Consider the following 22,985-nt stretch of genomic DNA (forward strand, 5'->3'; position numbering starts at 1 on the left):
ACCTGGAGATGCTATGCAAGACACTATTTTCAATACCGAAGTGACGACTATCGACGGAAATGTCGTCTCATTACAAGCGTATGCCGGAAAAGTCCTGTTAATTGTTAATGTTGCTTCAAAATGTGGATTAACGCCGCAGTATGAACAACTCGAGAATCTGCAGAAAGCATGGCACGAGCAGGGAGTTACCGTGTTGGGGTTCCCCTGCAATCAGTTTCTCGGTCAGGAACCCGGTAGTGAAGAGGAAATTAAAACCTGGTGCAGTACTACCTGGGGCGTTACTTTCCCCATGTTCAGTAAAATAGATGTCAACGGCGAAGCGCGCCATCCGCTGTATCAGAAGCTGATTGCCGCCGCGCCCACCGCCGTAGCGCCAGCCGACAGTGGGTTTTATGCGCGCATGGCGAGCAAAGGGCGCGCGCCGCTCTACCCGGACGATATTCTGTGGAATTTCGAGAAGTTTTTAGTCGGGCGCGATGGTCAGGTTTTACAGCGTTTTTCACCCGATATGACGCCTGAAGACCCCATCCTTGTGGAACATATCAACGCGGCGCTGGCAAAATAATGTCTCCTTTGATGCAGCTCCAGAATGTGGCGGAATCGACCCGGCTTGGCCCGCTTTCCGGTGAAATAAGGGCCGGGGAGATCCTGCACCTTGTCGGACCCAACGGCGCAGGAAAAAGCACGCTGCTGGCGAGGATGGCGGGGTTAACGACCGGTGAAGGAACCATCGTGTTGGGTGATGTGCCGCTCGATGACTGGCCTGCGGCAAAACTGGCGCAACATCGCGCTTATCTTGCGCAACAACAACCCCCCCCGTTTGCCATGCCGGTTTGGCATTTTCTGACGCTGCATCAGCCTGATAAAACGCGTACCGATTTGCTGCAGGAGACGGCCGACGCGCTTGGGTTGGGTGATAAACTTGGTCGTGGGTCGAATCAGCTTTCTGGCGGCGAATGGCAGCGGGTGCGTCTTGCGGCGGTAATACTGCAAATTTGTCCGCAGGCTAATCCGCACGGCCAACTGTTGCTGTTAGATGAACCGATGAACAGTCTGGATGTTGCGCAACAAAATGCGCTGGACCGCCTATTGGGCCGACTCTGTCAGCAGGGAATTGCAATTGTGATGAGCAGTCATGACCTGAACCATACGTTGCGTCATGCGCACAAAGCCTGGTTACTCAAGCGCGGGAAGTTGCTGGCCAGTGGTACACGCGATGCGGTGCTGACGCCGGCTAATCTCTCTCAGGCTTATGGCGTAAACTTCCGTCGTCTGGATATCGAAGGCCACAGAATGCTCATATCAACCACTTAAGTTAAATGGGCTCTTGAAAACCCCATTATTTCCACGCTAAATTGGCGCAAGAATAAAAAATAGAGGATTCGTCCTGCATGCGTTTTTGGCTTCTTTTTATCACAGCTTTGTTTTTGGCAGGGTGCAGTAGCCATCGCGCTCCCGCACCCAATGCCCGGTTATCGGACTCTATCGCCGTGATTGCCGGTCTTAACGACCAGTTACAGCACTGGCGTGGTACACCTTATCGTTATGGAGGAATGAGCCGGAGCGGCGTGGATTGTTCTGGATTTGTACTGATGACGATGCGCGATAAATTCGACCTGCAATTACCACGCGATACGCGCACGCAGTCAAAGATTGGTACCGAAATTGATAAAGATGAATTGCTGCCAGGCGATCTGGTTTTCTTTAAAACCGGATCGGGTGAAAGCGGGCTACACGTCGGTATTTACGATACCAATAATCAATTTATTCATGCCTCCACCAGTCGTGGCGTGATGCGCTCCTCGCTTGATAATGTCTACTGGCGTAAAAATTTCTGGCAGGCGCGACGTATTTAAATCTCTCGGGTGATGGGGCTGGTCATGTATGAAGCAGCTCCATCATCGCCATTTAAAGTCAACTTTCACTTCTGCTGCTGCACTGACAATAACCCTGTGCATTAAGAGAGTATTTTGCTAAAAATATGATTTATGCCGAGTTATTAAAAAGTACAAAGCTGGATATTAGCTTATAATCAGGATAAGCTAAAAAAAAGGATTCGATTTACTGGCTAAAAAGGGAAAAATGAAAGAGCCTCAATTTGCATCTGATGTGACGTATTTTTCCATCCTTTGCTACAGGATGCCGGATTACACCCATGCAGCGGGGCTGGCACAATGATAGTTTCACTGGATAATCTTTATCATTCTGAGTTCTCTTTTCTTCCTGCGAGAAGTGCAGGAGGCGATCTTAAATACGTAGACATCATCACCCATTTTGTTAGTCCTGACGGCGTAGTGCATATGCCATCAGGGTTGGTCATACCTCGGATGTCGGACGATGAGCAGCGTCGTTTATTTAGCGAAAAACTCGAATTAATCGAAACATGCCAACATTTTTTTATTCAACGCAACATTTCTGCGTGGCTTAATTTAACTCCAGCAGTCGCTAATACTTTATTATTAGATGCAGAATATGCTTCGCGTATTGAACGATTTTCATTTATTGAATTAACCATTAATGAAAGTTTTCCCGAGTTAAACAAGGGTAAAGAAAATCCAATACTGGCGGCATTAGCGGTGCGATTTCCATTAGTCTTGACCAACTTCGGTGCGCCAGGCATATCCACGCGTGCAATTTTTGATGGCCTGTTCAAACGTGTCGTACTGGATAAACACTTTGTTCAACAACGTATTACGCAAATTTCGTTTGAGCCTTTTATGCGCGCCATTCAGGCACAAATATCCCCAGACTGCGAATCAATAATAATCAGCGGCATTGATACGCAGGAGATGCTCGAACGGGTATTGCCCCTGGGATTCAGCGCCATGCAGGGTGCGCTATGGCCGGCTGTCTTACCCGCGCAGATAACCTCATTGATGCAAGGATAACCCTTGCATTTGCCGGTGTTTAACCGTTCGTTAACAGTCTACACTAGAGGCAGGAGGCCCTATGACCCTGTCTTTTACCACCCGCTGGCGTGATGAATTGCCAGCAACCTATACGGCACTTTCGCCTACTCCCCTGAAAAATGCGCGCGTAATTTGGCATAACGATATGCTTGCTGAGCAATCAGGGATCCCGGCTACGTTGTTTAATAGTGAAAATAACGCAGGCGTTTGCGGCGGTGAAACGCTGCTTCCCGGCATGTCGCCGTTGGCGCAGGTCTATAGCGGACATCAGTTTGGTGTTTGGGCAGGGCAGTTGGGTGACGGACGCGGGATCCTGCTGGGCGAACAGCTGCTCGCCGATGGCTCGACGCTTGACTGGCATCTGAAAGGCGCGGGACTTACGCCATATTCGCGCATGGGAGACGGGCGTGCGGTACTGCGTTCGACGATCCGCGAAAGTCTGGCCAGCGAAGCCATGCATTATCTCGGGATCCCCACGACGCGAGCGCTGTCGGTGGTCACCAGCGACACGCCGGTCTACCGCGAAACGGTAGAAGCCGGGGCGATGCTGATTCGCGTGGCGCAAAGTCATATGCGCTTTGGTCACTTTGAACACTTCTACTATCGTCGTGAACCGGAAAAAGTACGTCAACTGGCCGATTTTGCGATTCGCTATTATTGGCCGCACTGGCAGGACGAGGCGGATAAATATCAACGGTGGTTTCAGGACGTGGTCACGCGCACCGCGACCTTAATTGCCAACTGGCAGACGGTAGGGTTTGCGCACGGGGTGATGAACACCGACAACATGTCGATTCTCGGGCTGACGATGGACTACGGTCCCTTCGGTTTTCTGGATGACTATGTGCCTGATTTTATCTGTAATCATTCGGATCACCAGGGGCGATACAGTTTCGATAATCAACCGGCTGCCGCGCTGTGGAATTTGCAGCGGCTGGCGCAAACCCTGTCGCCGTTTATTGCGGCCGACGCACTCAATGACGCGCTGGATAACTATCAACTGGCGCTGCTGACCCGTTATGGGCAGCGGATGCGACAAAAGCTGGGCTTCTTTAGCGAGCAAAAAAACGATAACGAATTGCTCAGCGAACTGTTTAGCCTGATGGCACGGGAAAGAAGCGATTTTACGCGAACGTTTCGTATGCTGAGTCAGACGGAGCAACATAGCGCGTCTTCGCCGTTGCGCGATGAGTTTATCGACCGCGCAGCATTTGATGACTGGTTTGCGCGCTATCGTTCACGTTTGCAACAGGACAATGTGGCGGACGATGTAAGACAGGCGCAAATGAAAGCTGCCAACCCGGCAATGGTGTTACGCAACTGGCTGGCGCAGCGGGCAATTAGCCAGGCAGAGCAGGGGGATTACGCTGAACTGCATCGCTTACACATTGCGTTGCGCACGCCGTATGCCGACAGGGATGATGACTATGTCAGCCGTCCGCCAGACTGGGGTAAGCGGCTGGAAGTCAGTTGTTCAAGCTAACGGGCGAGAAAAACATGCGGCGAGGCGTTAGCCGGGTGCAGGCCAATGTGAAGCTGGGCGCCGTACCAGCGCATCAGCTCATTGGCCTGTAATACGGCTTCTGGCGTCCCTTGAGAGACAATATGTCCGTCATGGAGCAAGATAATTTTGTCGGCCCACAACGCGGCAAGATTGAGATCGTGAAGGACTACGCATACGTGTAACTCCCCCACAGCCGTTAGCGACGTTAACAAACGTAACAGTTGCTGCTGGTGGTAGAGATCTAACGCTGAAGTAGGTTCATCAAGGAATAGCCAGCCGCGCGGCGCGCCGTCGCACCACAACTGCGCCAGCGCACGGGCAAGCTGTACACGTTGCTGCTCGCCGCCGGAAAGCGCGGCGTAGTGCCTGCCAGCTAGCGGTGTACATCCGGTCATCACCATCACCTGAGCAATAAGCGCCGGTTCGGGTTGTTGGGTCCAGGGCGTTCGCCCCATGGCGATCACGGCCTCGACCTGCCAGTCAAAGCCTATCTGTGTTTGTTGCCGCATGACTGCGCGATGGCGAGACAGACTCTGTATACGCCAGTCATTCAGCGGTTTTCCGTTCAGTAAGCAGCGCCCGGCTGTCGGCGTCAGAAAGCCGGTCAGCAGGCGCAGCAGCGTGGACTTCCCCGCACCATTTGGGCCGATCAACGCCACCAGTTCACCCTTTGTCAGCGTCAGTGACACGTCGCGAATCACCGAACGATCCGCCACTTGATAGTGCAGATTTTCGGCGATGAAATGTTCAGCCATGCGGACCTCGCTGACGAAAAATAAGCCACAAAAACCACGGTGCACCGAGAATACTGGTCAACAGACCCACCGGCATCTCAGCGGGCGAAACCGCTGTTCGCGCGAGGGTGTCGGCGATCAACAGTAAACATGCCCCCGCCAATACAGAGCCTGGGATCACCGCCCGATGATCGCTACCAAGCCACATGCGCATCAAATGAGGGATAACCAAACCGATAAAACCAATCACGCCACAGACCGCGACGGCTGCGGCTACTAACAGTGCGCTGCATAGCAGTAAAATGCACTGCACCCGACGGACATCCACGCCAAGATAGTGCGCGTCTTCCTCTCCGAGCTGCAGCAGATTCAGCGTCGGGGATAAACGCCAGATGAAAAGCACAGTGGGCAGCATCAGCGAAGTGACCGCCAGCAGTGTTGACCACTGCGCGGTCCCCAGACTGCCCATCCCCCACAGCGACAACTGGCGCAGTTGCGCATCATTGCTGACCCACGACAACACGCCGACCGCAGCTCCGCACAATGCATTGATGGCAATACCCACCAGCAACAGGCGTGAAAGCGAACCGTCGCGCTGTTGACTGAGAAAAAAAATCACCCCGGTGGCGGCGAGTGCGCCGAGAAACGCCGCCAGCATCGGGGCATACAGCATCAGCAGCGCCGGTAAGGTGACCGGTAATACTACCCACAATGCGACGGCGCAGGCGGCTCCGCTACTGATCCCCAGCAGGCCCGGATCGGCAAGTGGATTGCGAAACAACCCCTGCATCACACAGCCCGCCAGCGCCAGTGAACCGCCAATCACCAGTGCCAGCAGCACGCGCGGTAGTCGAATAGTGAGCCAGATTTGACGCAGCGCGCCATCTCCCTCGCGCCAGAAAAGGCTTACCGGCAGACGCAATGCGCCAAAACCGGTAGCCACAATCGTCATCACGACCAGCGTAGCGGCCAGCATCCACAAAGAGCAGGTGATACGCCAGGGCATCAGGGCAATTGCTCCGCTTTGGCACGCAGTTGCTGGATGGCCTGCGGCGTACGCACGCTAAAACCCAGCAATGCCATATCGTCAATCTGCAACACCTGCTTATTACGACCAGCGGGCGTTTGCGCCAGTCCCGGCAGCGTCCACAGATTATCTTCACCCCCCATCGCGTTGACGCCGTCTTGGGAAATCACCACCAGATCGGGCTGACTGGCAATCACCCCTTCTTGAGACAAGGGTTGGTAACGGGTAAACCCTTGCATAGCGTTGCGCAAACCTGCGGCACGAATGGCTGCATCGGCTCCGGTTTGCTGTCCGGCCGCCATGGCGGTCATTCCGCCGTGATTGAGAATGAACAGCACGCGTTTGTTGAGTTCCGAGGAGGGCAGTTCAGCCAGCGCCTGGCGTAGGGTTTGGCGTAGCGCCTCACCTTGAGCCTGACGATGGGTTGCCTGTGCAATCACCCGGACTTTCTCATCAATCACGCTAAGCGCATTACCTGCCGGTACCGTAACAACGTTGACCTGACTTTGCTTGAGCTGTTCAAGCACCAATGAGGGCTGCGCCTGCGCGCTGGCCAAAACCAGCGTAGGGCGGGTGGCCAGGATCCCTTCGGCATTGAGCTGACGTAAATAGCCCACGTCCGGCAATGCCGTTGCCGCCGCCGGCCACTGGCTGGTGCTATCCCGCGCCACAAGGGATGACTGCGCGCCCAGCGCGAAGACAATCTCTGTCACGTCACCGCCGAGGGCGACCACTTTCTCTTCGGGTGCGGCCTGAGCCGTCAGCGGCAGAAACGCCATCAGGACCCACAGTATCTTCATGCGGCCAGCCCTTTCGGTGCTAACGCGTCGATTTGCGTACGCCATTGCTTCTGTTCTGGCTCGCCCTCCGTACGCTGCCCATACAGCTGGGCGATTTGCGTACCGTCTGCGGCAAACAGTTCCAGGCTGGTGACGTGACCGTCAGCGGTCGGCTTACGCGTGACCCACGTCTCGGCGACGGTCTCTTCCAGCAGATGCAGCGTAAAGGTCGGGTTGAAAATATTCAGCCAGCCTTTCATTGGCACCAATTTTTCTACCACGCCGGTAAAAATCTGCACGCAGCCGCGGTTGCCGACAAATACCATAATTTCGTTGCCATCCTGACGTGCAGTTTCCAGCAATTGGGCCACCGCACTGTTCGTCACTTTGCAGGCCAGATCGTCACCCACCAGGCGAAAGGCCTGCTGACGGGTTAGGTTGTGGCGTTTCAGCAAGCCAAAAAACTGGTGCACATCGGTCATGGTGCGCCACTCTGCATCTACCACCGTAGCGTCTGCGTTAACGCCAGAAACGGCGGTTTCGAGTGTTTGCAGCATCAGCGGTGGGTTTTCCGCAAAGATGAAACGGGTCAGCAGCGAGCCCCAGGCAGCAATATCGGTATGCTGCGTGGTGTAGACCTTTAGCAACGCGTCGCCCTGACTATCGAAAAACTGGATGCTCTGGCGCTCGCCGTGAGCGGTGTTCTCGCTGATGTGAAATGCGCAGGCCCATTGATTCAAGAACAGGCGCAGATCGAGGGCGCGCGGATTCAGAATGAGCCCAGCATGGCCGTTCAGGTGTTGATTCGTAAACGCGCCAATAACTTCATGCACCGCGTATTCATTGCGACAAATGCATTTGGTTTCGCCCACGGCCTCCAGTGCACTGAGGATCTCGCGCACCTCACCGCGCAGGCGCCAGGCGTCATGACCAACGCGCGCAAAGGTCAGTTCAGCTTCGCTGATATGCAACAGACCTGCGATGTCACGGGCGTATTTGCCAGGATGTTCTTTTTTCAGTTCCAGCCAGCGGGTGTAGTAATTCATTGCCTCTTCCTTTCCGATTGCTGCCCCGGTGTCCGGGGCAAAGTGATTACCACTGATAACTCACGAAAATTTTGCCGTTGCGTCCATCTTGTGGAATGCCCTGCGGCGACCAGTACGCTTTGTCAAAGGCGTTACCCAGCACCAGCGTGGTGGTCATGCCTTTCAGCGCCTGCTGCCCCTGGTAGCTGACATAGAAGTCGTTGACCGCATAGCCGGGCTGTTTAGTGTAGCTGTTGCTGATATGGGTTGAACGGTCGGCAAAGGTACCGAGCCAGCCAACTGAGAAACCGCTGTGCGCGACAGGCACGTTTAGCTTGCTGGTGACGGTGTCCGGGTTAATGCTGGAAATATATTCACCGGTGTCGGTGTCTTTGCCGCGCGTGCGGTTATAGGCCAGATCCAAGCTGAACAGATCGGTGGAATAAGTTGTCATCACGTCCCAGCCCCAGATTTTGGCGTTAGCAACGTTGTAGGACATCGTCGTTGCGGCGGCGAAATCGACGCGGGTGGAGATATAGTCTTTCGCTTTCGTGTCAAAATAGCTGGCTTTAAATTCAAGGGCATCGTTCGCCAGCAGCAAATCGTCAAAGCGCAGACCAAAACCATACTCCTGCGTTTCGTTGGTTTCCGGGCGCAGATTCGGATTAGGTACCCAGTAGTTGGTGTAGAAGCGACCGATGGAGAAGTGTTTCGCATCGTTGTACATTTCGCCCATGGTTGGCGCACGGAAGGCCTGGGCGTAAGATCCAAACAGCATCAGCCAGTCGGTTGGGGTTACGGTCATTCCTGCGCGGGACGACCATTTATCGGCATCGACATCTGCGTAACCGTCGCTGCTACCGCGGTAAGAGTCATAACGCGTGCCGCCCAGCAAGGTCACCGGCAGGTCACGCAGGGTGATTTCGTCCTGTAGCCAGCCGGAGCTGAAATCAATTTTCGCCTGTGGGAAACCGGTAGTGGCTCCCGCTGGTTTTTGCTCCTGACGATAGTACTCGCCGCCATATGTCAGCAGATGCGCGGCAAAGGCGTCGCTAAACAGGCGCGTACGGTTATCAATCTTCCCACCGGTGGTGGTTTGCTTACGAAACTCGCCGGTGGCATCCGGGTTTTGTGCGTTAATACGCGCTTCAGACCAGTAAATGCGCGCATCGGCATTCAGCCAGTCATTATCCGCCGGGGCTACCGAGTAGGTCAGTTGGGCATCGCGCTGGATCGTCGAACGGTCGGTCATTGGATTGCTGCTGTCCGCGTCACTGGCCTGCGGGTTTTTAGGTTCCCGTGCATCGTTGTTGTAATAGCGCAGTGAGCCGACCAACGTCTGGGCGTTGTCAATTTTCCAGCTGCCTTTCGCCAGCATATTATTAATCGCTTCGTCGTTCGGCGCGGTGGTGCCGTTACTCTGACGGAGGTCACCCCGGTCACGGCTGGACCAGGACAGCAGTCCGTCCAGCGTATCGCTGCGGCCATACGTGCTGGCACCCATCCCGAGGCTGTGATCCCCCGTGGCAGCGGTACCGAACACGCGATATCCGCTGTTTTTTCCCGCGCCCAGTAGATCGCTGGCATTCGCCGTCTCATAGGCAATGACGCCGCCCAGCGCGCCGCTGCCGTACAGCAGCGCGGACGGGCCGCGCACCACTTCAATACGCTTGATGAGGGCAGGATCGAGGAAGGTGCTGTTGAGGTGTCCGGTGTCAGTGCCTTGACGGACGCCGTCAACCAGTACCAGCACGCCGCGTCGGTCGTAGCCGCGCAGATTGACGTCCTGGCCGTTGGTACGACCGGTGCCGTCAAGAGTCAGGCCGGGGACCCTGCGCAGCAGGTCTGCGGCGGAGCTGGCGGTTTGATTTTCCGGGGCCGTCGCGTCGATGACGCTGACCATCATCGGTGCTTCAAAGGCGCTGCGAGCATTGCCGGTCGCGGTAACGGTCATGTCTTCAACCGCCGCGTAGGCGGCGCCAGGAAGACTGCAGACGATCGCCAGCGCCAGCAGCGATGGGCGCATCCTCGCGGTGTGCAGGTAAGGCATAGCAACTCTCCATTAGAAACTCGAAAAGCGCTGGCTGCCTGGGGATAACCTGGGTGGCTGGCGAAATGTGTGGGGTTATTTCGTTAAAATTAGTTTTCCGGCATGGGTCTGGCGCAGCAGGTAATGCTGCCCGTCATGCTCAATGATCACTCGTCCCTCATTGCCCAGCAGGCTTTTGCTGTCAATTCGACGCTCAGCGACGGGGGCAGGGGGGGGTGTCTTCTTTTTTGCAGGCGTTGCCGTTGTGTTATCCATACGTGACATAGTATTTAAAAATAACAATCAATGTAACAATGATAATCATTATCATCAAAGTAAAAATTTGCGGCAAGCCTTTTTGTGAAAAAATTGTGACGAGAGCGATTTTTGAGCAAAAAAGAGGAAAAAACAGGAGGAAAACAAGGGATTGTCACCGGGTAACATATGCTACCCGGCGAAAAAGTTAGAAGCGGCTATCCACCGCAGCCGCGAGTTTTTCGACCAGCAGTTCGGTATCTTCCCAATTCAGGCAGGGGTCGGTTATGGACTGACCGTAGACCAGCGGCTGACCGCTGACGATTTTTTGTGTCCCTTCGCGCAGGAAACTTTCTGCCATAATCCCGGCAATGGCCGTTGAGCCATTGCGAATTTGCTGACAGACGTCATCACATACTTCCAGCTGGCGGCGATGCTGCTTCTGGCAATTGCCGTGGCTGAAATCGACGACCAGATGCTCCGGCAGCGAAAATTCATGCAGCGTATCGCAGGCGGCGGCAATATCTTCTGCAAAGTAATTCGGCTTTTTACCACCGCGCATGATGATATGCCCGTACGGGTTGCCGCTGGTCTGATAGATAGTCATCTGACCGGTTTTATCCGGTGAGAGGAACATATGGCTGGCGCGGGAGGCGCGAATAGCATCGACGGCGATACGCGTATTGCCATCCGTCCCGTTTTTAAACCCGACCGGGCAGGACAGCGCAGAGGCCATTTCACGGTGGATTTGGCTTTCGGTGGTACGTGCGCCGATAGCGCCCCAGCTGATCAGATCGGCAATAAACTGACCGGTGACCATATCGAGGAATTCGGTGGCCGTAGGGACCCCCAGCTCGTTGACCTGTAGCAGGAGTTTACGCGCCAGCTCAATGCCGTGGTTAACGCGGTAGCTGCCGTTCAGGTCCGGGTCGGAAATTAAGCCTTTCCAGCCGACGACGGTGCGCGGTTTTTCAAAATAGGTCCGCATCACGATTTCCAGGCGTGCCTGGTGTTGGGTGCGCAGCGTCTGCAAGCGCGTGGCGTACTCCAGGGCCGCATCGAGGTCGTGAATCGAGCAGGGACCCACGATCACCAGCAAACGAGGATCTTCGCCATTCAGTATTTTTTCTATCCGGCGTCGGGAATCCGTCACGTGATGAGCGACAGAGGACGACACAGGATGCCGTTGCGCCAGCTCAGCGGGAGTGACCAGATTGTCAATACGCGCAGTACGGAGTTCATCAGTTCGGTTCATTACGTGTCTCAGAAATTTGTTGCTTCAACGGCAGGACTACCGGGAAGTGATGCGCATCACGATAAACCAATCCCTGCTGATTTCAAGTGCGAGGCGTGTCACACCTCGCAAGCCAGAGTTTATGCTAACAAAAAACGAACCATTGCACTAGCGTTCTAGTACATGCGACGATTTAGTCCCATAATATCGAGGATCTTGGTGGCAATTTCTTCTACCGAATAGTTGGTACTGTTGAGCCATGGGATCTTGTTTTTACGGTATAACGCTTCAACTTCGGCTACTTCCATGCGGCACTGGCGCAGCGAGGCATAACGACTGTTTTCTCTACGCTCCTCGCGGATCGCCGTCAGACGTTCCGGATCAATGGTCAGACCAAAAAGTTTGTGTTGCAGCGGTTTTAGCGACGCGGGCAGTACCAGGTTATCCATATCATCGGCAATAAAGGGGTAGTTCGCCGCCCGAATGCCAAACTGCATCGCCAGATACAGGCTGGTTGGCGTTTTACCGCAGCGGGAGACGCCGAGCAAAATAACCTGCGCCTGATCGAGGTTGCGCAACGAAATACCGTCATCGTGGGCGAGGGCGTAATCAATGGCGGCAATGCGTGCGTCGTACTTATTGAGGTTGCCGGGATTCAGTCCGTGCGTGCGATGAGCGATTGGAGTCGGGTCGAGTTTCATCTCATGTTGCAGCGGTGCGACCAGCGCCTGGACGATATCCTGACAGAAGCCCTCGCTTTGCAAAATGATTGCGCGAATCTCCGGCAATACAATGGAGTAGAACACTAACGGGCGTACGCCCGTTTGCTGGTAAATGGCGTCAATCTGGTCTTTCACCGCGCGGGCGCGGCTCTCATTTTCAACAAACGGCAGCGTAATACTGCTGATCGTAACCGGAAATTGCGACATCACTGCGTGGCCCAATACCTCTGCGGTGATGGCCGTGCCATCAGAAATATAAAATACGTGACGATCAACAGCATTATCCATTTTGCTCATCCTGGGGGCAGATATAATTCTCTGAAAGCATAAATTAAAATGCGTCAGAAGCGAATATTGTTGTCGCCATTTTATAAAATGAAACGGTATTTTTATATTTACTGAAAAGTACATTTCATTTTTCGGAACGAATGTTTAGACCGACTGTTTTTGTGGTGATCCCGTGCCGCTCGCGGGTTTGCGCAAATGCGGAAACAATCTGAAAAAATAAAAAATAAAGTTGCTTGAACGATTCACCGTTTTTTTCGCCGCGGTAAATATGCAAAGATAATTACGCAAAATTGAGTTTCCTAACCTCGTTCATATATAAGGATTGTTCGATGTCCAACAATGGCTCGTCACCGCTGGTGCTTTGGTATAACCAACTCGGCATGAATGATGTAGACAGAGTTGGAGGCAAAAATGCCTCCCTGGGTGAAATGATTACTAACCTTTCAGGTATGGGTGTTTCCGTACCGAATGGTTTTGCAACGACCGCCGATGCGTTTAACCTGTTTCTGGAGCAAAGCGGTGTAAACCAGCGCATTTATGAACTGCTGGATAAAACGGATATCGACGATGTCACCGAGCTTGCCAAAGCCGGGGCGCAGATCCGCCAGTGGATTATCGACACTCCTTTCCAGCCTGAGCTGGAAAATGCCGTTCGTGATGCCTACGCGCAGCTTTCCGCGGACGATGCCCATGCCTCTTTTGCCGTGCGCTCCTCCGCCACCGCAGAAGATATGCCTGATGCTTCATTTGCCGGTCAGCAGGAAACGTTCCTCAACGTCCAGGGCTTTGATGCCGTGCTGGTGGCCATCAAGCACGTCTTTGCTTCGCTGTTTAACGACCGTGCAATTTCTTACCGTGTGCACCAAGGTTATGACCACCGCGGCGTAGCGCTTTCTGCTGGCGTTCAGCGGATGGTGCGATCCGACCTGGCCTCTTCGGGCGTCATGTTCTCTATCGACACAGAATCTGGCTTCGATCAGGTGGTGTTTATCACCTCCGCATGGGGCCTGGGCGAAATGGTGGTGCAGGGTGCCGTTAACCCGGATGAATTCTATGTGCACAAACCGACCCTGGCGGCTAACCGTCCGGCTATCGTGCGTCGCACCATGGGTTCGAAAAAAATCCGCATGATCTACGCGCCGAGCCAGGAACACGGCAAACAGGTGACGATCGAAGATGTGCCGCAGGAACAGCGCGATATTTTCTCACTGACGAACGAGGAAGTGCAGGAACTGGCGAAGCAGGCGGTGCAAATCGAGAAGCACTACGGTCGTCCGATGGACATCGAATGGGCGAAAGACGGTCACACCGGCAAGCTGTTTATTGTGCAGGCGCGTCCGGAAACCGTGCGTTCTCGCGGCCAGGTGATGGAGCGTTATACGCTGCATGCGCAGGGCAAAATCATTGCTGAAGGCCGTGCTATCGGCCACCGCATCGGTGCGGGTCCGGTAAAAGTCATTCATGACATCAGCGAAATGAACCGCATTGAACCTGGTGACGTGCTGGTTACTGACATGACCGACCCGGACTGGGAACCGATCATGAAAAAAGCGGCGGCGATTGTCACCAACCGTGGTGGTCGTACCTGTCACGCGGCAATCATCGCCCGTGAACTGGGGATCCCGGCGGTAGTAGGCTGTGGTGATGCAACCGATCGCATCACGGAAGGCGAGAATGTGACCGTCTCCTGTGCCGAAGGTGACACCGGCTACGTGTATGCCGATATGCTCGACTTTAGCGTTAAGAGTTCCAGCGTCGAAACGATGCCGGACCTGCCGTTGAAGGTGATGATGAACGTCGGTAACCCGGACCGTGCATTCGACTTCGCTTGCCTGCCAAACGAAGGTGTCGGGCTGGCGCGTCTGGAATTTATCATCAACCGCATGATTGGCGTGCATCCTCGCGCGCTGCTGGAATTTGATGACCAGACGCCAGAACTGCAAAATGAAATCCGCGGAATGATGAAAGGTTTTGATTCGCCGCGTGAATTCTACGTCGGTCGTCTGACCGAAGGGATCGCGACGCTGGGTGCGGCGTTCTATCCAAAACGCGTTATTGTGCGGATGTCAGACTTTAAGTCCAACGAGTATGCCAACCTGGTCGGTGGCGAGCGTTACGAGCCGCATGAAGAAAACCCGATGCTGGGCTTCCGTGGGGCAGGCCGTTACGTGGCAGACAGCTTCCGCGACTGCTTCGCACTCGAATGTGACGCGGTGAAACGTGTGCGCAACGAGATGGGACTGACTAACGTTGAAGTGATGGTGCCGTTTGTGCGTACCGTGGCGCAGGCCAAGGCCGTGGTGGAAGAGCTGGCTCGTCAGGGTCTGAAGCGTGGTGAGAACGGGCTGAAGATCATCATGATGTGTGAGATCCCATCCAACGCCTTGTTGGCTGAGCAGTTCCTTGAGTACTTCGACGGTTTCTCTATCGGCTCGAACGACATGACGCAGCTGGCGCTGGGTCTGGACCGTGATTCCGGCGTGGTGTCAGAACTGTTTGATGAGCGTAATGACGCGGTGAAAGCGCTGCTGTCGATGGCGATTCGCGCGGCCAAGAAACAGGGTAAATACGTGGGTATTTGCGGTCAGGGCCCCTCTGATCACGAAGACTTCGCGGCCTGGCTGATGGAAGAGGGGATCGACAGTCTGTCGCTGAACCCGGACACCGTCGTACAGACCTGGCTGAGCCTGGCGGAACTGAACAAGTAATACCCTGCCGGATGGTGGCGTAAATGCCTTATCGGCCTACGGTCAGCATTATTCGTAGGCCGGATAAGGCGCGAGAGCGTCGCCATCCGGCATTCATACCTTGCTCAGGCGCTGAATAATATCCTGACGAAGTTGATACTTCTGAATTTTACCGGCGGCGGTGCGTGGTAATTTATCGACAATCACCAGATGTTCTGGATATTTGTATTTTGCTACCCGCTTGCGGCTAAAGAAGGCCACTACCGATTCCAGCGACAGCGAGTGATGTGGCGGTTTAAGCACCACGTAAGCGCACGACCTTTCCCCTAAACGCTCGTCCGGCATCGACACCACGCAGGCATCGTGAATACGCGGATGCTGCAATAAAATGTCCTCAACCTCACGGCTGCTGATATTTTCGCCACCGCGCACGATAATATCTTTCTTACGTCCGGTAATCTTAATGTAGCCCGCCTCGTCCATGCGGCATAAGTCACCGCTGTAGTACCAGCCGTCTTGATCCAGTGCTCTGGCAGTCATTTCGGGTTCATCAAGGTAGCCCATAAACACGTTCGGCCCGCGCGAGGCTTCTTCGCCCTCCACGCCAGGTGGCAGCGTATTACGTGCCTCGTCAACCACTTTAATTTCAACGCCCGCAGCGGCGTAGCCGTCGGTATTCATCATCTGGGAAAGCGAATCATCGAGATTCACCACCGCATGCGGTGAGCTTTCGGTCGAGCCGTAAACGCTTAATAACTTAATGCCGCGCTGCTGACACTCGCGGGCAATTTTCTGCGGAATGGTGGTGCCGCCGCATAAGAAGAAGCGTAATGATGAGAGGTCGTAAGGCTGTTTTTCCACGCAGCACAGCATGTCATAGACGAAGGGCGTAGCGCCGAGGACGCAGGTACAGTGCTGTTGCTCCAGCAGTTCAAGACAGGCGGTTGGGGTAAAAACATCCAGCAGTACGCTGCGTGCGCCAATTAAAAAAGGGGCCGTGACGCCGTGCAGAAAACCGGTGGCGTGCCCCAACGGTGCAGGCATTAAAAAAACATCCTGCCAGTTGAGGTTAAGGCGGGCGCAGTAGGCGCGTTCGCTGGCGAGAATATTGTTATGGGTCAGCATTACTCCTTTTGGCATACCCTCTGTGCCGGAAGTGAACAGCACGGCGGCTAACACGTCGGCGTGCACGCTAACGGTGTGGGTTAACGGGGGGGAGGTCAGAAGCTGGCTTAGCGCCAGCGAAGCAGTTGCCGGGGCCAGTTTATCCACGGCGATAATTTGTTGCAGGTGCGGCAACTGATTCTGTAAGGGCAGGATCAGATCCACCGGGCGAGTCTGTTTAAACAGGGTTGGCGCAAAGAAGAGCTTCGCCTTGCATTTGTTTAGCACCCATACCAGCTCTGCTTCGCGCCAGGCAGGCAGTAGCGGTACGGAAACGGCACCGGTTTTCAGGCAAGCCAGATAAATCACGGTAAATTCACACCAGCCCGGCAACTGGAAAGCCACCCGATCGCCGGGTTGAATGCCGCTGGCTAAAAACCAGGTGGCCAGGCTGCTGGCGGCGCGATCGAGTGCGGCGTAGGTGTATGCATCGCCGTGATTATCGACCACGGCAATTTTATCCGGTACGGCCCGGGCGGTCTGGCTCCAGTAATCGCCCAGTGAGGCGTCACCCCACAGTCCTTGCTGTCGCCAGGCATGACGACGCTCGGCGTTAAACGTTAATCTGACACTCATTGCTTTGTCCCTGGATGATTGCGGCATACGTCTTGCCGGACGGCGACTGGGCCTTATCCGGCCTGCAACTGGCAATATCCGTTATCCATAACGAAAATCGATGCCAAAAGTGCCGAGCGGGTACGTCCATTGTTCAAGTATTGTTTCGCCGCACAGCACCCGACAGGTTCCGCACTCCAGACATCCGGCGGAATCAAAATGGATATTTCCGGCCTCGTCCTGCTTGTACAGTCCGGCGGGGCAGGCATAGAGCAGTTTGCGAAACTCGTTCAGATCCGGGTGGGTGGCCAGAATAATGTGCGGATGTCCTTCATCAACGTTGAATTTATTGACGCCCAGCTTGACGTCAACGTTCACGGTGTTGTCCTGGTTCATAACGCGGTCGCTCCCTTAATGCCGTCTTTCAGTAAGTTCATTAACCCAATGCGTTTTACATGGGGCATGATCCTTTTGCGCATTGGGGGCGTCGGACGTCCGTCAACGGTGAATATTTCGCTCATAATATCCGCCACCATGCGCGGGTACTGGGTGAACAGACGTGGGTTTTCCATCAGTGCCGGGATCTTGCGAAAATGCTGTAACTCATGCATGACGCAACCCTGCTCGAGGGAGCGTTTGTATTCCATCAAGCTGTTGGTGGAGAAATCCTGGCGTTCTTTCGCCGCGATAGCCGTTTTCGCCGCCGCCTCTGCGGAGGCAATGGCCAAATCCATACCGCGGATCGTATACCCCAGATTCAGGCAGAAGCCGGCGGCATCGCCGACGATCATCACACCGTCATTGACCAGTTCAGGCACCATTGCCAGGCCGCCTTCGGGCACCATATGCGCCGAATATTCCAGCAGTTCACCCCCGGCAATCAGCGGACGAATGGTTGGATGCTGCTTAAAGTCTTCCAGCATTTGTGGAACGCTCTTCGTGGTGTGGGCGATATCGCCCAGCCCACAAACCAGGCCCAGAGAAATTGAATCCTGATTGGTATACAGAAAACCACCGCCCATCAAGCCGTTTGACGGGGAACCGGCAAACAGCCAGGCTGCGCCGTCGTTGCCCGAAAGATTGAAACGGTCTGCTATAACCGCGGGTGGCAAGCCAATCAACTCTTTAACGCCGACGGCATAGTGGTGTGCTGAAGCGGGCGGGACCATGCCGAGCGAGCGACCGAGTAGGGAGTTGACGCCGTCAGCGAGGATGACGATGTTAGCCTCCAGAACATCGTCACCGGCCTGAACGCCCGTGACCTTATTACCTTCGCGAAGTAATGCATCGACGCGTACGCCTGGAATAAACTGCGCGCCGGCCTGTTCGGCTTTATCCATTAGCCACGGGTCAAAACGGCTGCGTAAAACCGTGTACGAATCCTGCGTTGCCGCCGTGTTTTTTTCACCATGAAAATCGAGCGTGACGGCGCTTTCTTCGGTTAGAAAGGAGATTTTTTCACGCGTCACTTTGCGTTCGACAGGCGCTTCCTCGGCAAATCCTGGCATGATGCTTTCAAGGCTGTGTGCATAGAGACGCCCGCCGGTCATGTTCTTACTGCCTGCACTGTTTCCGCGCTCGATGACCAGGACGTCCAGTCCGGCTTTTGCCATTACGTAGCCAGCGACCGCTCCCGCCACGCCAGCACCAACCACAATGGCATCAAATTTTTCATCTGACATGCTTATGCTCCCTTCCCGCCGCGAGCGCAGCGGGAGATGTGGATTAAATGAGGGGGGTTAGCGGCTTAACTGTTCGATCAGGGCCGGCACAACTTTGTAGATATCGCCCACCAGGCCGTAATCGGCATAATTAAAGATCGGCGCTTTTTTATCTTTGTTGATGGCGACGATGACTTTTGCACCATTACCGCCGACCATATGCTGGATTTGTCCGGAGATGCCCAGCGTCAGGTACAGGTCAGATTTCAGCAACACGCCGGAAACGCCAATGTAGCGTTCGCGCTCCATCCAGTTTTCGCCTTCAGCAATCGGGCGGGAACAACCGACCTCTGCGCCCAGCACGGCCGCCAGTTTATGTACCATCTCCAGATCGGCTTGTGCCACCAGACCGCGGCCGACGCCCACCACGCGTTTGGCTTTGCTGAGATCCACGCTGCTCAGGGGTTTGGCGCGACGCTCCTGACACATAATTTCATGGCGAGGGGTGATGTACGGCGCAGCGGTAACAGGGCAGGTGTGTGCCGGGTTGGCCTCGTTCGACTCCAGTACGCCGGATGCAAGCGTGATAATGGCCAGCGCGCTATTGAGCTTTTCTTTGCCGAATGCCAGACCGCCATACATGCGGTGTTCAACGAACAGTGCGCCAGCATCAAGACTTACCGAGGTGGCGTCATTCACCATCGCCGCATTGAGTTGAATGCTCAGACGCGCGCCAAGGGATTTCGCGCGCTTGGTGGCGGGCATCAGCAGTAAACCATTGTGATCTTGCAACAGCGAAGTGAAGGTTTCGGCATAGTTTTCAATGCGCTGTAAGCCGGAAGATTGCTCAAGCACGATAATGCTATCGGCCCCCAGCGGCAGAACCTGATTTGCCTGCTCGCTACCTTGCACAATGATATGGACCTGTTCACCCCATTGACGCGCGCCGGTCATTAATTCTGCGTAGCGTTCAGCGTTATCGCTAAATACCCAGACGTTGGCTAATTTACTCATAATGTTTTCTCTCCGTTGGGCTTAATTCAGGGCTTTTTTCAGGTGGTCGGCCAGTTCAGCAATGGCGTCCGCTGAATCATTTTCCAGAATGATGCGTTTACGCTCGGTTTGTGGTGGAACCGTTATTGCCACCAGTTCCGCTAACGGCGGCACAGGCGTCCAGCCAATATCGCTGGCCTGCCAGGGGGTGACGGCTTTTTTCCCGGCGCCAAGAATGGCTTTCATTGACGGAATGCGCGGCGTGTTGATATCTGACGTGACGCAAAGCACGGCGGGGAGCGGGAGTTCAAGCACTTCAATCTCGTCCTCAAGCGCGCGTTCGACCAGAATCCGCTCACCGTGACGTTCAATCTTGCTCACCGCGTTGACGACGGGCAACTGCAGGAGTTCGCCTACCAGCAAGCCCACCTGCTGCGCATAGATATCGCCCGACCCTTCGCCGAATAACATCAGGTCACATTCAATTTTTGTTGCGGCGCAGGCCAGTGCCTGGGCGGTATCTCTGGGCAGTGCATGTTCCAGTTGCGCATCCTGGACCATATACAGGCTGTCCGGTCCGCGGGACAAGACGTCTTTACGCACTTTGGAGTTTTGTAACAGCGAGCCGCCAACCGTTAAGGCGACGATCTCGTCACCTTCAGCAGCCAGTTGCGCTGCGGCTTCGATGGCGTTTAAGTCAAATTGGCTGATTTTGGCTTCTGCTCTGTCGAAATTAAGCGAACGCTCAGGGGTAACGACAATGTCCTGTTCTTCAGGGACCAACTTAAAGCAGGTGACTATTTTCATGGCATCTCCGGTGAATCATGTTCAGATGATGACGGGGAGCGTCATTATCGGCAGTAGGGAAAGGTGACTGAAATTAGTGTGCGGCAGGTGAGGGGCATTTTCGACGGGACAATCTGTTTTCGTTTCCAACAATCTTGCAAAAAAAAGTGCCGTTCGGACGTTTTACTGATCAGCGCTGATTAAACGTCAGGGAGGGTGGCAATAAACAGAAACAGTGAGCAGGACGGGGAAACCGTGAAATGCATCATGTTATTACTCAATATCTGACTATTTGTGTTTCTGTTATGTGAATAGTTGATAGCCAAATAATAACATTTACGCTTTTTATTAATTTCAAAACGTCAATAAGTTGTGCGGATAATACATGATGACCATGCGTACCATCTTGCAGGAGGTACCAATAATTTTGTTTCTTCAGGATGAAGTAACGTTGTATAACATACTCAGTCCCTTTATTTCATCGCTATTATTCATTCAAAATTATCCGGTCTTAAGGTGGAGGTTGTCATGTATCAACGATGTTTTGATAATGCCATGGAAACCCTTTTTGAGCAGGGGAAAACCCCTGTGTTTTCTCGCTTCGTCATCAGCGACGATCCGAACTGGGAGTCAGGCCACCATGTCCACGACAATGAAACCGAACTCATTTATGTCAAAAAAGGTGTCGCCAGGTTTATTATCGACTCGTCACTGTATGTTGCCCACGCCGGCGATATTGTGGTGATAGAGCAAGGCAGGCTGCATGCGGTCGCGTCTGACAGCAGCGCACCGGCTACCACCTACACTTGCGCACTGGCAGGATTCCGCTTTAACGGTTGGCAGGATAACCAACTGCTGCAGGCGCATTCGTGCCCGGTTATCAGCGTCGGGCAGGGAAAGGAGGTGATTAACAGTATTTTTAACGAACTGAGTATTATGCTGCCACGAAGCAAAAATAACCCGACTTCGGCGGCTTATGCAGCTTTCGCCTATGCGTTAACCGTGCTGTATTATGAAAATTTCAAAAATGCGTACCGTTCGGAGCAGGGATACATTAAAAAAGATATCTTAATTAAAGATGTGCTGGTGTATTTAAATAACAATTTTCGGGAAAAAATCACACTTGAACAGTTGTCAAAAAAATTTCGCGCCAGCGTCAGTTACATCTGCCATGAATTTACTAAAGAGTATCGGATCTCACCGATTAATTATGTTATTCAGCGGCGAATGACGGAGGCTAAATTTTCTCTGACCAACACCGAATCATCACTGGCAGAAATTTCGTGGCGAGTGGGATATGAAAATGTCGATCACTTTGCCAAACTCTTTCAGCGCCACGTAGGCTGCTCGCCCAGCGAGTATCGCAAGCAATTTAAAAACAATCTGCTTGAGCAGGAATGTCTGATGCCGGAGATCTAATTAGCGGTTTTCTGCGTGCCCGGTAAGTTTGACGCCTACCGGGCCATTAACGCTTACTTGTTCTGGTAATCTTTCAGGATCTGACGGCCCGCAACGTAAATCATGATTTCATCCGTGCCGCCGCCAATGCGCTCACAGCGTACGTCGCGCCAGAAGCGGGACACGCGAGCCTCATCGGTATACCCCAGACCACCCATAATTTGAATCGCGTCGTCAATCACTTCCATCGCCGTACGGGCGCAGTACAGTTTTGCCAGCGCAGCGCTGGTCCGCAGTGATTGCTTCTGGTCGGCCTGCCAGGCGACCTTCAACACCATATTGCGCATGTTTTCGATTTTAACCGCCATTAACGCCAGTTTTTCCTGGATCATCTGGTTGTGGCCGATCGGCTTGCCGAAGGCAATACGTTGATTGGCATAACGCGCGGCATCTTCGAAGGCGCACTCGGCAAAGCCGGTACTGCGTGCGGCGTTGATCAGCCGCTCCATTTCGAAGTTGTACATCACGTTGAGGAAGCCCATGCCTTCTTCGCCAACCCTATCGCTTTCGTCAACTTCAACGTCGTCGAGGTAGACTTCGCAGGTGCTTAACATGTGCCAGCCGATCTTGTGCAACGGGTTCACCTTAATACCCGGTTTACTGGAGTCGACCCACCACAGCGTAAAGGCTTTCTTCGGATCTTTTGGCTCCGGGTCGCGGGCCAGTATCAGCATGTACGGGTACTCTTTAGCACCGGTAATGAACGTTTTTTGCCCGTTGAGATACACTTTGCCGTTTTTACGCGTGTAACTGGTGGTGGCACTGTTGTTGTCAGATCCGGCACCCGGTTCGGTTAACGCCAGCGCATATGCGGGATCACCGGTTTCCATGGTGCTTTCCGCCGTTTTACGTAACTGCTCGGCGGAACCAAAACGGAGCATGCTGTGAATACACTGCCCGTTAGTGATTAAAAATGCCGGAGCGCCGCATTTTGACACTTCCATCAGCGCCAGCATCTGGGTGACATAATCTGCCGGTATGCCGCCGAACTCTTCCGGCACGCCCAGCATCGAAATACCGTTATCCGCAAGGGCGCGCATAAACTCTTTTGGGTAGGTGGCGGTCTGATCGCAGGTGCGGAAATATTCTTCCGGAAAATGGCTGGTGATCAGTTCGCGAATGCTGGCAAGCAGCAGCTCTTGTTCTTCAGTTAACGAAAAGTCCATTAGGGTACT

At 54.0% G+C, this 22,985-nt stretch carries 21 protein-coding genes; 7 read left to right on the top strand and 14 right to left on the bottom strand.

The window, feature by feature from the left end; genetic code table 11:
* The first annotated feature begins 13 nt into the window (after window positions 1-13).
* The 5 genes from FDW98_RS10380 (at window position 14) to selO (ending at window position 4,392) form a co-directional block, all read left to right on the top strand.
* Entirely contained in the window at window positions 14-565 is a 552-nt protein-coding gene (locus tag FDW98_RS10380; protein WP_096757250.1) for a glutathione peroxidase, read from the top strand.
* Window positions 565-1,314 (top strand): vitamin B12 ABC transporter ATP-binding protein BtuD, encoded by a 750-nt coding sequence (gene btuD, locus FDW98_RS10385; protein WP_096757249.1) that lies wholly within the window; start codon window positions 565-567, stop codon window positions 1,312-1,314. The genes FDW98_RS10380 and btuD overlap by 1 nt, the downstream gene beginning before the upstream one ends.
* A gap of 77 nt (window positions 1,315-1,391) precedes the next feature.
* Window positions 1,392-1,856 carry an NlpC/P60 family protein gene (locus FDW98_RS10390; RefSeq protein WP_096757248.1) on the top strand — a complete coding sequence of 155 codons (465 nt, stop codon included), beginning with the start codon at window positions 1,392-1,394 and terminating at the stop codon, window positions 1,854-1,856.
* A gap of 318 nt (window positions 1,857-2,174) precedes the next feature.
* Window positions 2,175-2,888, top strand: a complete 714-nt coding sequence (locus FDW98_RS10395) for an EAL domain-containing protein (RefSeq protein ID WP_096757247.1) — start codon at window positions 2,175-2,177, stop codon at window positions 2,886-2,888.
* A 61-nt stretch (window positions 2,889-2,949) separates the two neighbouring features.
* Complete coding sequence (gene selO, locus FDW98_RS10400) at window positions 2,950-4,392, top strand: protein adenylyltransferase SelO (RefSeq protein ID WP_096757246.1); 1,443 nt, start codon at window positions 2,950-2,952, stop codon at window positions 4,390-4,392.
* On the opposite strand, the gene FDW98_RS10405 is transcribed toward selO, so the two are convergent.
* The 8 genes from FDW98_RS10405 to ppsR form a co-directional block, all read right to left on the bottom strand.
* On the bottom strand, window positions 4,389-5,168 hold the full coding sequence (locus FDW98_RS10405) for a heme ABC transporter ATP-binding protein (protein ID WP_096757245.1): 780 nt from the start codon (window positions 5,166-5,168) through the stop codon (window positions 4,389-4,391). The two genes, selO and FDW98_RS10405, sit on opposite strands and share 4 nt — an antisense overlap.
* Window positions 5,161-6,153, bottom strand: a complete 993-nt coding sequence (locus tag FDW98_RS10410; RefSeq protein ID WP_096757244.1) for an iron ABC transporter permease — start codon at window positions 6,151-6,153, stop codon at window positions 5,161-5,163. The genes FDW98_RS10405 and FDW98_RS10410 overlap by 8 nt, the downstream gene beginning before the upstream one ends.
* Window positions 6,153-6,974 carry a hemin ABC transporter substrate-binding protein gene (locus tag FDW98_RS10415; protein WP_096757243.1) on the bottom strand — a complete coding sequence of 274 codons (822 nt, stop codon included), beginning with the start codon at window positions 6,972-6,974 and terminating at the stop codon, window positions 6,153-6,155. The genes FDW98_RS10410 and FDW98_RS10415 overlap by 1 nt, the downstream gene beginning before the upstream one ends.
* Window positions 6,971-7,999 (bottom strand): hemin-degrading factor, encoded by a 1,029-nt coding sequence (locus FDW98_RS10420; RefSeq protein WP_096757242.1) that lies wholly within the window; start codon window positions 7,997-7,999, stop codon window positions 6,971-6,973. The genes FDW98_RS10415 and FDW98_RS10420 overlap by 4 nt, the downstream gene beginning before the upstream one ends.
* A 46-nt stretch (window positions 8,000-8,045) precedes the next feature.
* Window positions 8,046-10,028: a TonB-dependent hemoglobin/transferrin/lactoferrin family receptor gene (locus FDW98_RS10425; RefSeq protein WP_096757241.1), complete on the bottom strand. Its 1,983-nt coding sequence runs from the start codon at window positions 10,026-10,028 to the stop codon at window positions 8,046-8,048.
* A gap of 75 nt (window positions 10,029-10,103) precedes the next feature.
* Entirely contained in the window at window positions 10,104-10,292 is a 189-nt protein-coding gene (gene hemP / locus FDW98_RS10430) for a hemin uptake protein HemP (protein ID WP_096757240.1), read from the bottom strand.
* Window positions 10,293-10,470: 178 nt separating this feature from the next.
* A complete protein-coding gene (aroH, locus tag FDW98_RS10435) occupies window positions 10,471-11,517 on the bottom strand; it encodes a 3-deoxy-7-phosphoheptulonate synthase AroH (protein ID WP_096757239.1) in 1,047 nt (348 codons plus the stop codon).
* A 155-nt stretch (window positions 11,518-11,672) separates the two neighbouring features.
* Window positions 11,673-12,506, bottom strand: a complete 834-nt coding sequence (ppsR, locus tag FDW98_RS10440; protein ID WP_096757238.1) for a posphoenolpyruvate synthetase regulatory kinase/phosphorylase PpsR — start codon at window positions 12,504-12,506, stop codon at window positions 11,673-11,675.
* A 329-nt stretch (window positions 12,507-12,835) separates the two neighbouring features.
* On the opposite strand from ppsR, the gene ppsA reads away from it, so the two are divergent.
* Window positions 12,836-15,214: a phosphoenolpyruvate synthase gene (gene ppsA / locus FDW98_RS10445; protein WP_096757237.1), complete on the top strand. Its 2,379-nt coding sequence runs from the start codon at window positions 12,836-12,838 to the stop codon at window positions 15,212-15,214.
* A gap of 93 nt (window positions 15,215-15,307) precedes the next feature.
* On the opposite strand, the gene fadK is transcribed toward ppsA, so the two are convergent.
* The 5 genes from fadK to FDW98_RS10470 all read right to left on the bottom strand — a co-directional run bounded on the left by fadK (window position 15,308) and on the right by FDW98_RS10470 (window position 20,373).
* Window positions 15,308-16,933: a medium-chain fatty-acid--CoA ligase gene (fadK, locus tag FDW98_RS10450; RefSeq protein WP_096757236.1), complete on the bottom strand. Its 1,626-nt coding sequence runs from the start codon at window positions 16,931-16,933 to the stop codon at window positions 15,308-15,310.
* A gap of 81 nt (window positions 16,934-17,014) precedes the next feature.
* Window positions 17,015-17,308: a ferredoxin family protein gene (locus tag FDW98_RS10455; RefSeq protein ID WP_096757235.1), complete on the bottom strand. Its 294-nt coding sequence runs from the start codon at window positions 17,306-17,308 to the stop codon at window positions 17,015-17,017.
* Complete coding sequence (locus FDW98_RS10460) at window positions 17,305-18,594, bottom strand: FAD-dependent oxidoreductase (protein ID WP_096757234.1); 1,290 nt, start codon at window positions 18,592-18,594, stop codon at window positions 17,305-17,307. Before FDW98_RS10460 ends, FDW98_RS10455 begins: the two co-directional genes overlap by 4 nt.
* 57 nt (window positions 18,595-18,651) lie before the next feature.
* Window positions 18,652-19,587: an electron transfer flavoprotein subunit alpha gene (locus tag FDW98_RS10465; RefSeq protein WP_096757233.1), complete on the bottom strand. Its 936-nt coding sequence runs from the start codon at window positions 19,585-19,587 to the stop codon at window positions 18,652-18,654.
* A gap of 21 nt (window positions 19,588-19,608) precedes the next feature.
* Window positions 19,609-20,373, bottom strand: a complete 765-nt coding sequence (locus FDW98_RS10470) for an electron transfer flavoprotein (protein ID WP_096757232.1) — start codon at window positions 20,371-20,373, stop codon at window positions 19,609-19,611.
* A gap of 507 nt (window positions 20,374-20,880) precedes the next feature.
* Between FDW98_RS10470 and FDW98_RS10475 the strand changes: the two genes are divergently transcribed.
* A complete protein-coding gene (locus FDW98_RS10475) occupies window positions 20,881-21,771 on the top strand; it encodes an AraC family transcriptional regulator (protein WP_096757231.1) in 891 nt (296 codons plus the stop codon).
* A gap of 53 nt (window positions 21,772-21,824) precedes the next feature.
* Here FDW98_RS10475 and FDW98_RS10480 read toward each other — a convergent pair whose 3' ends face one another.
* Window positions 21,825-22,976 (bottom strand): acyl-CoA dehydrogenase, encoded by a 1,152-nt coding sequence (locus FDW98_RS10480; RefSeq protein ID WP_096757230.1) that lies wholly within the window; start codon window positions 22,974-22,976, stop codon window positions 21,825-21,827.
* Between the last annotated feature and the right edge of the window lie 9 nt (window positions 22,977-22,985).

This window comes from Citrobacter sp. wls711 (genome assembly GCF_005281055.1).
Classification (GTDB): Bacteria; Pseudomonadota; Gammaproteobacteria; order Enterobacterales; family Enterobacteriaceae; genus Citrobacter; species Citrobacter gillenii.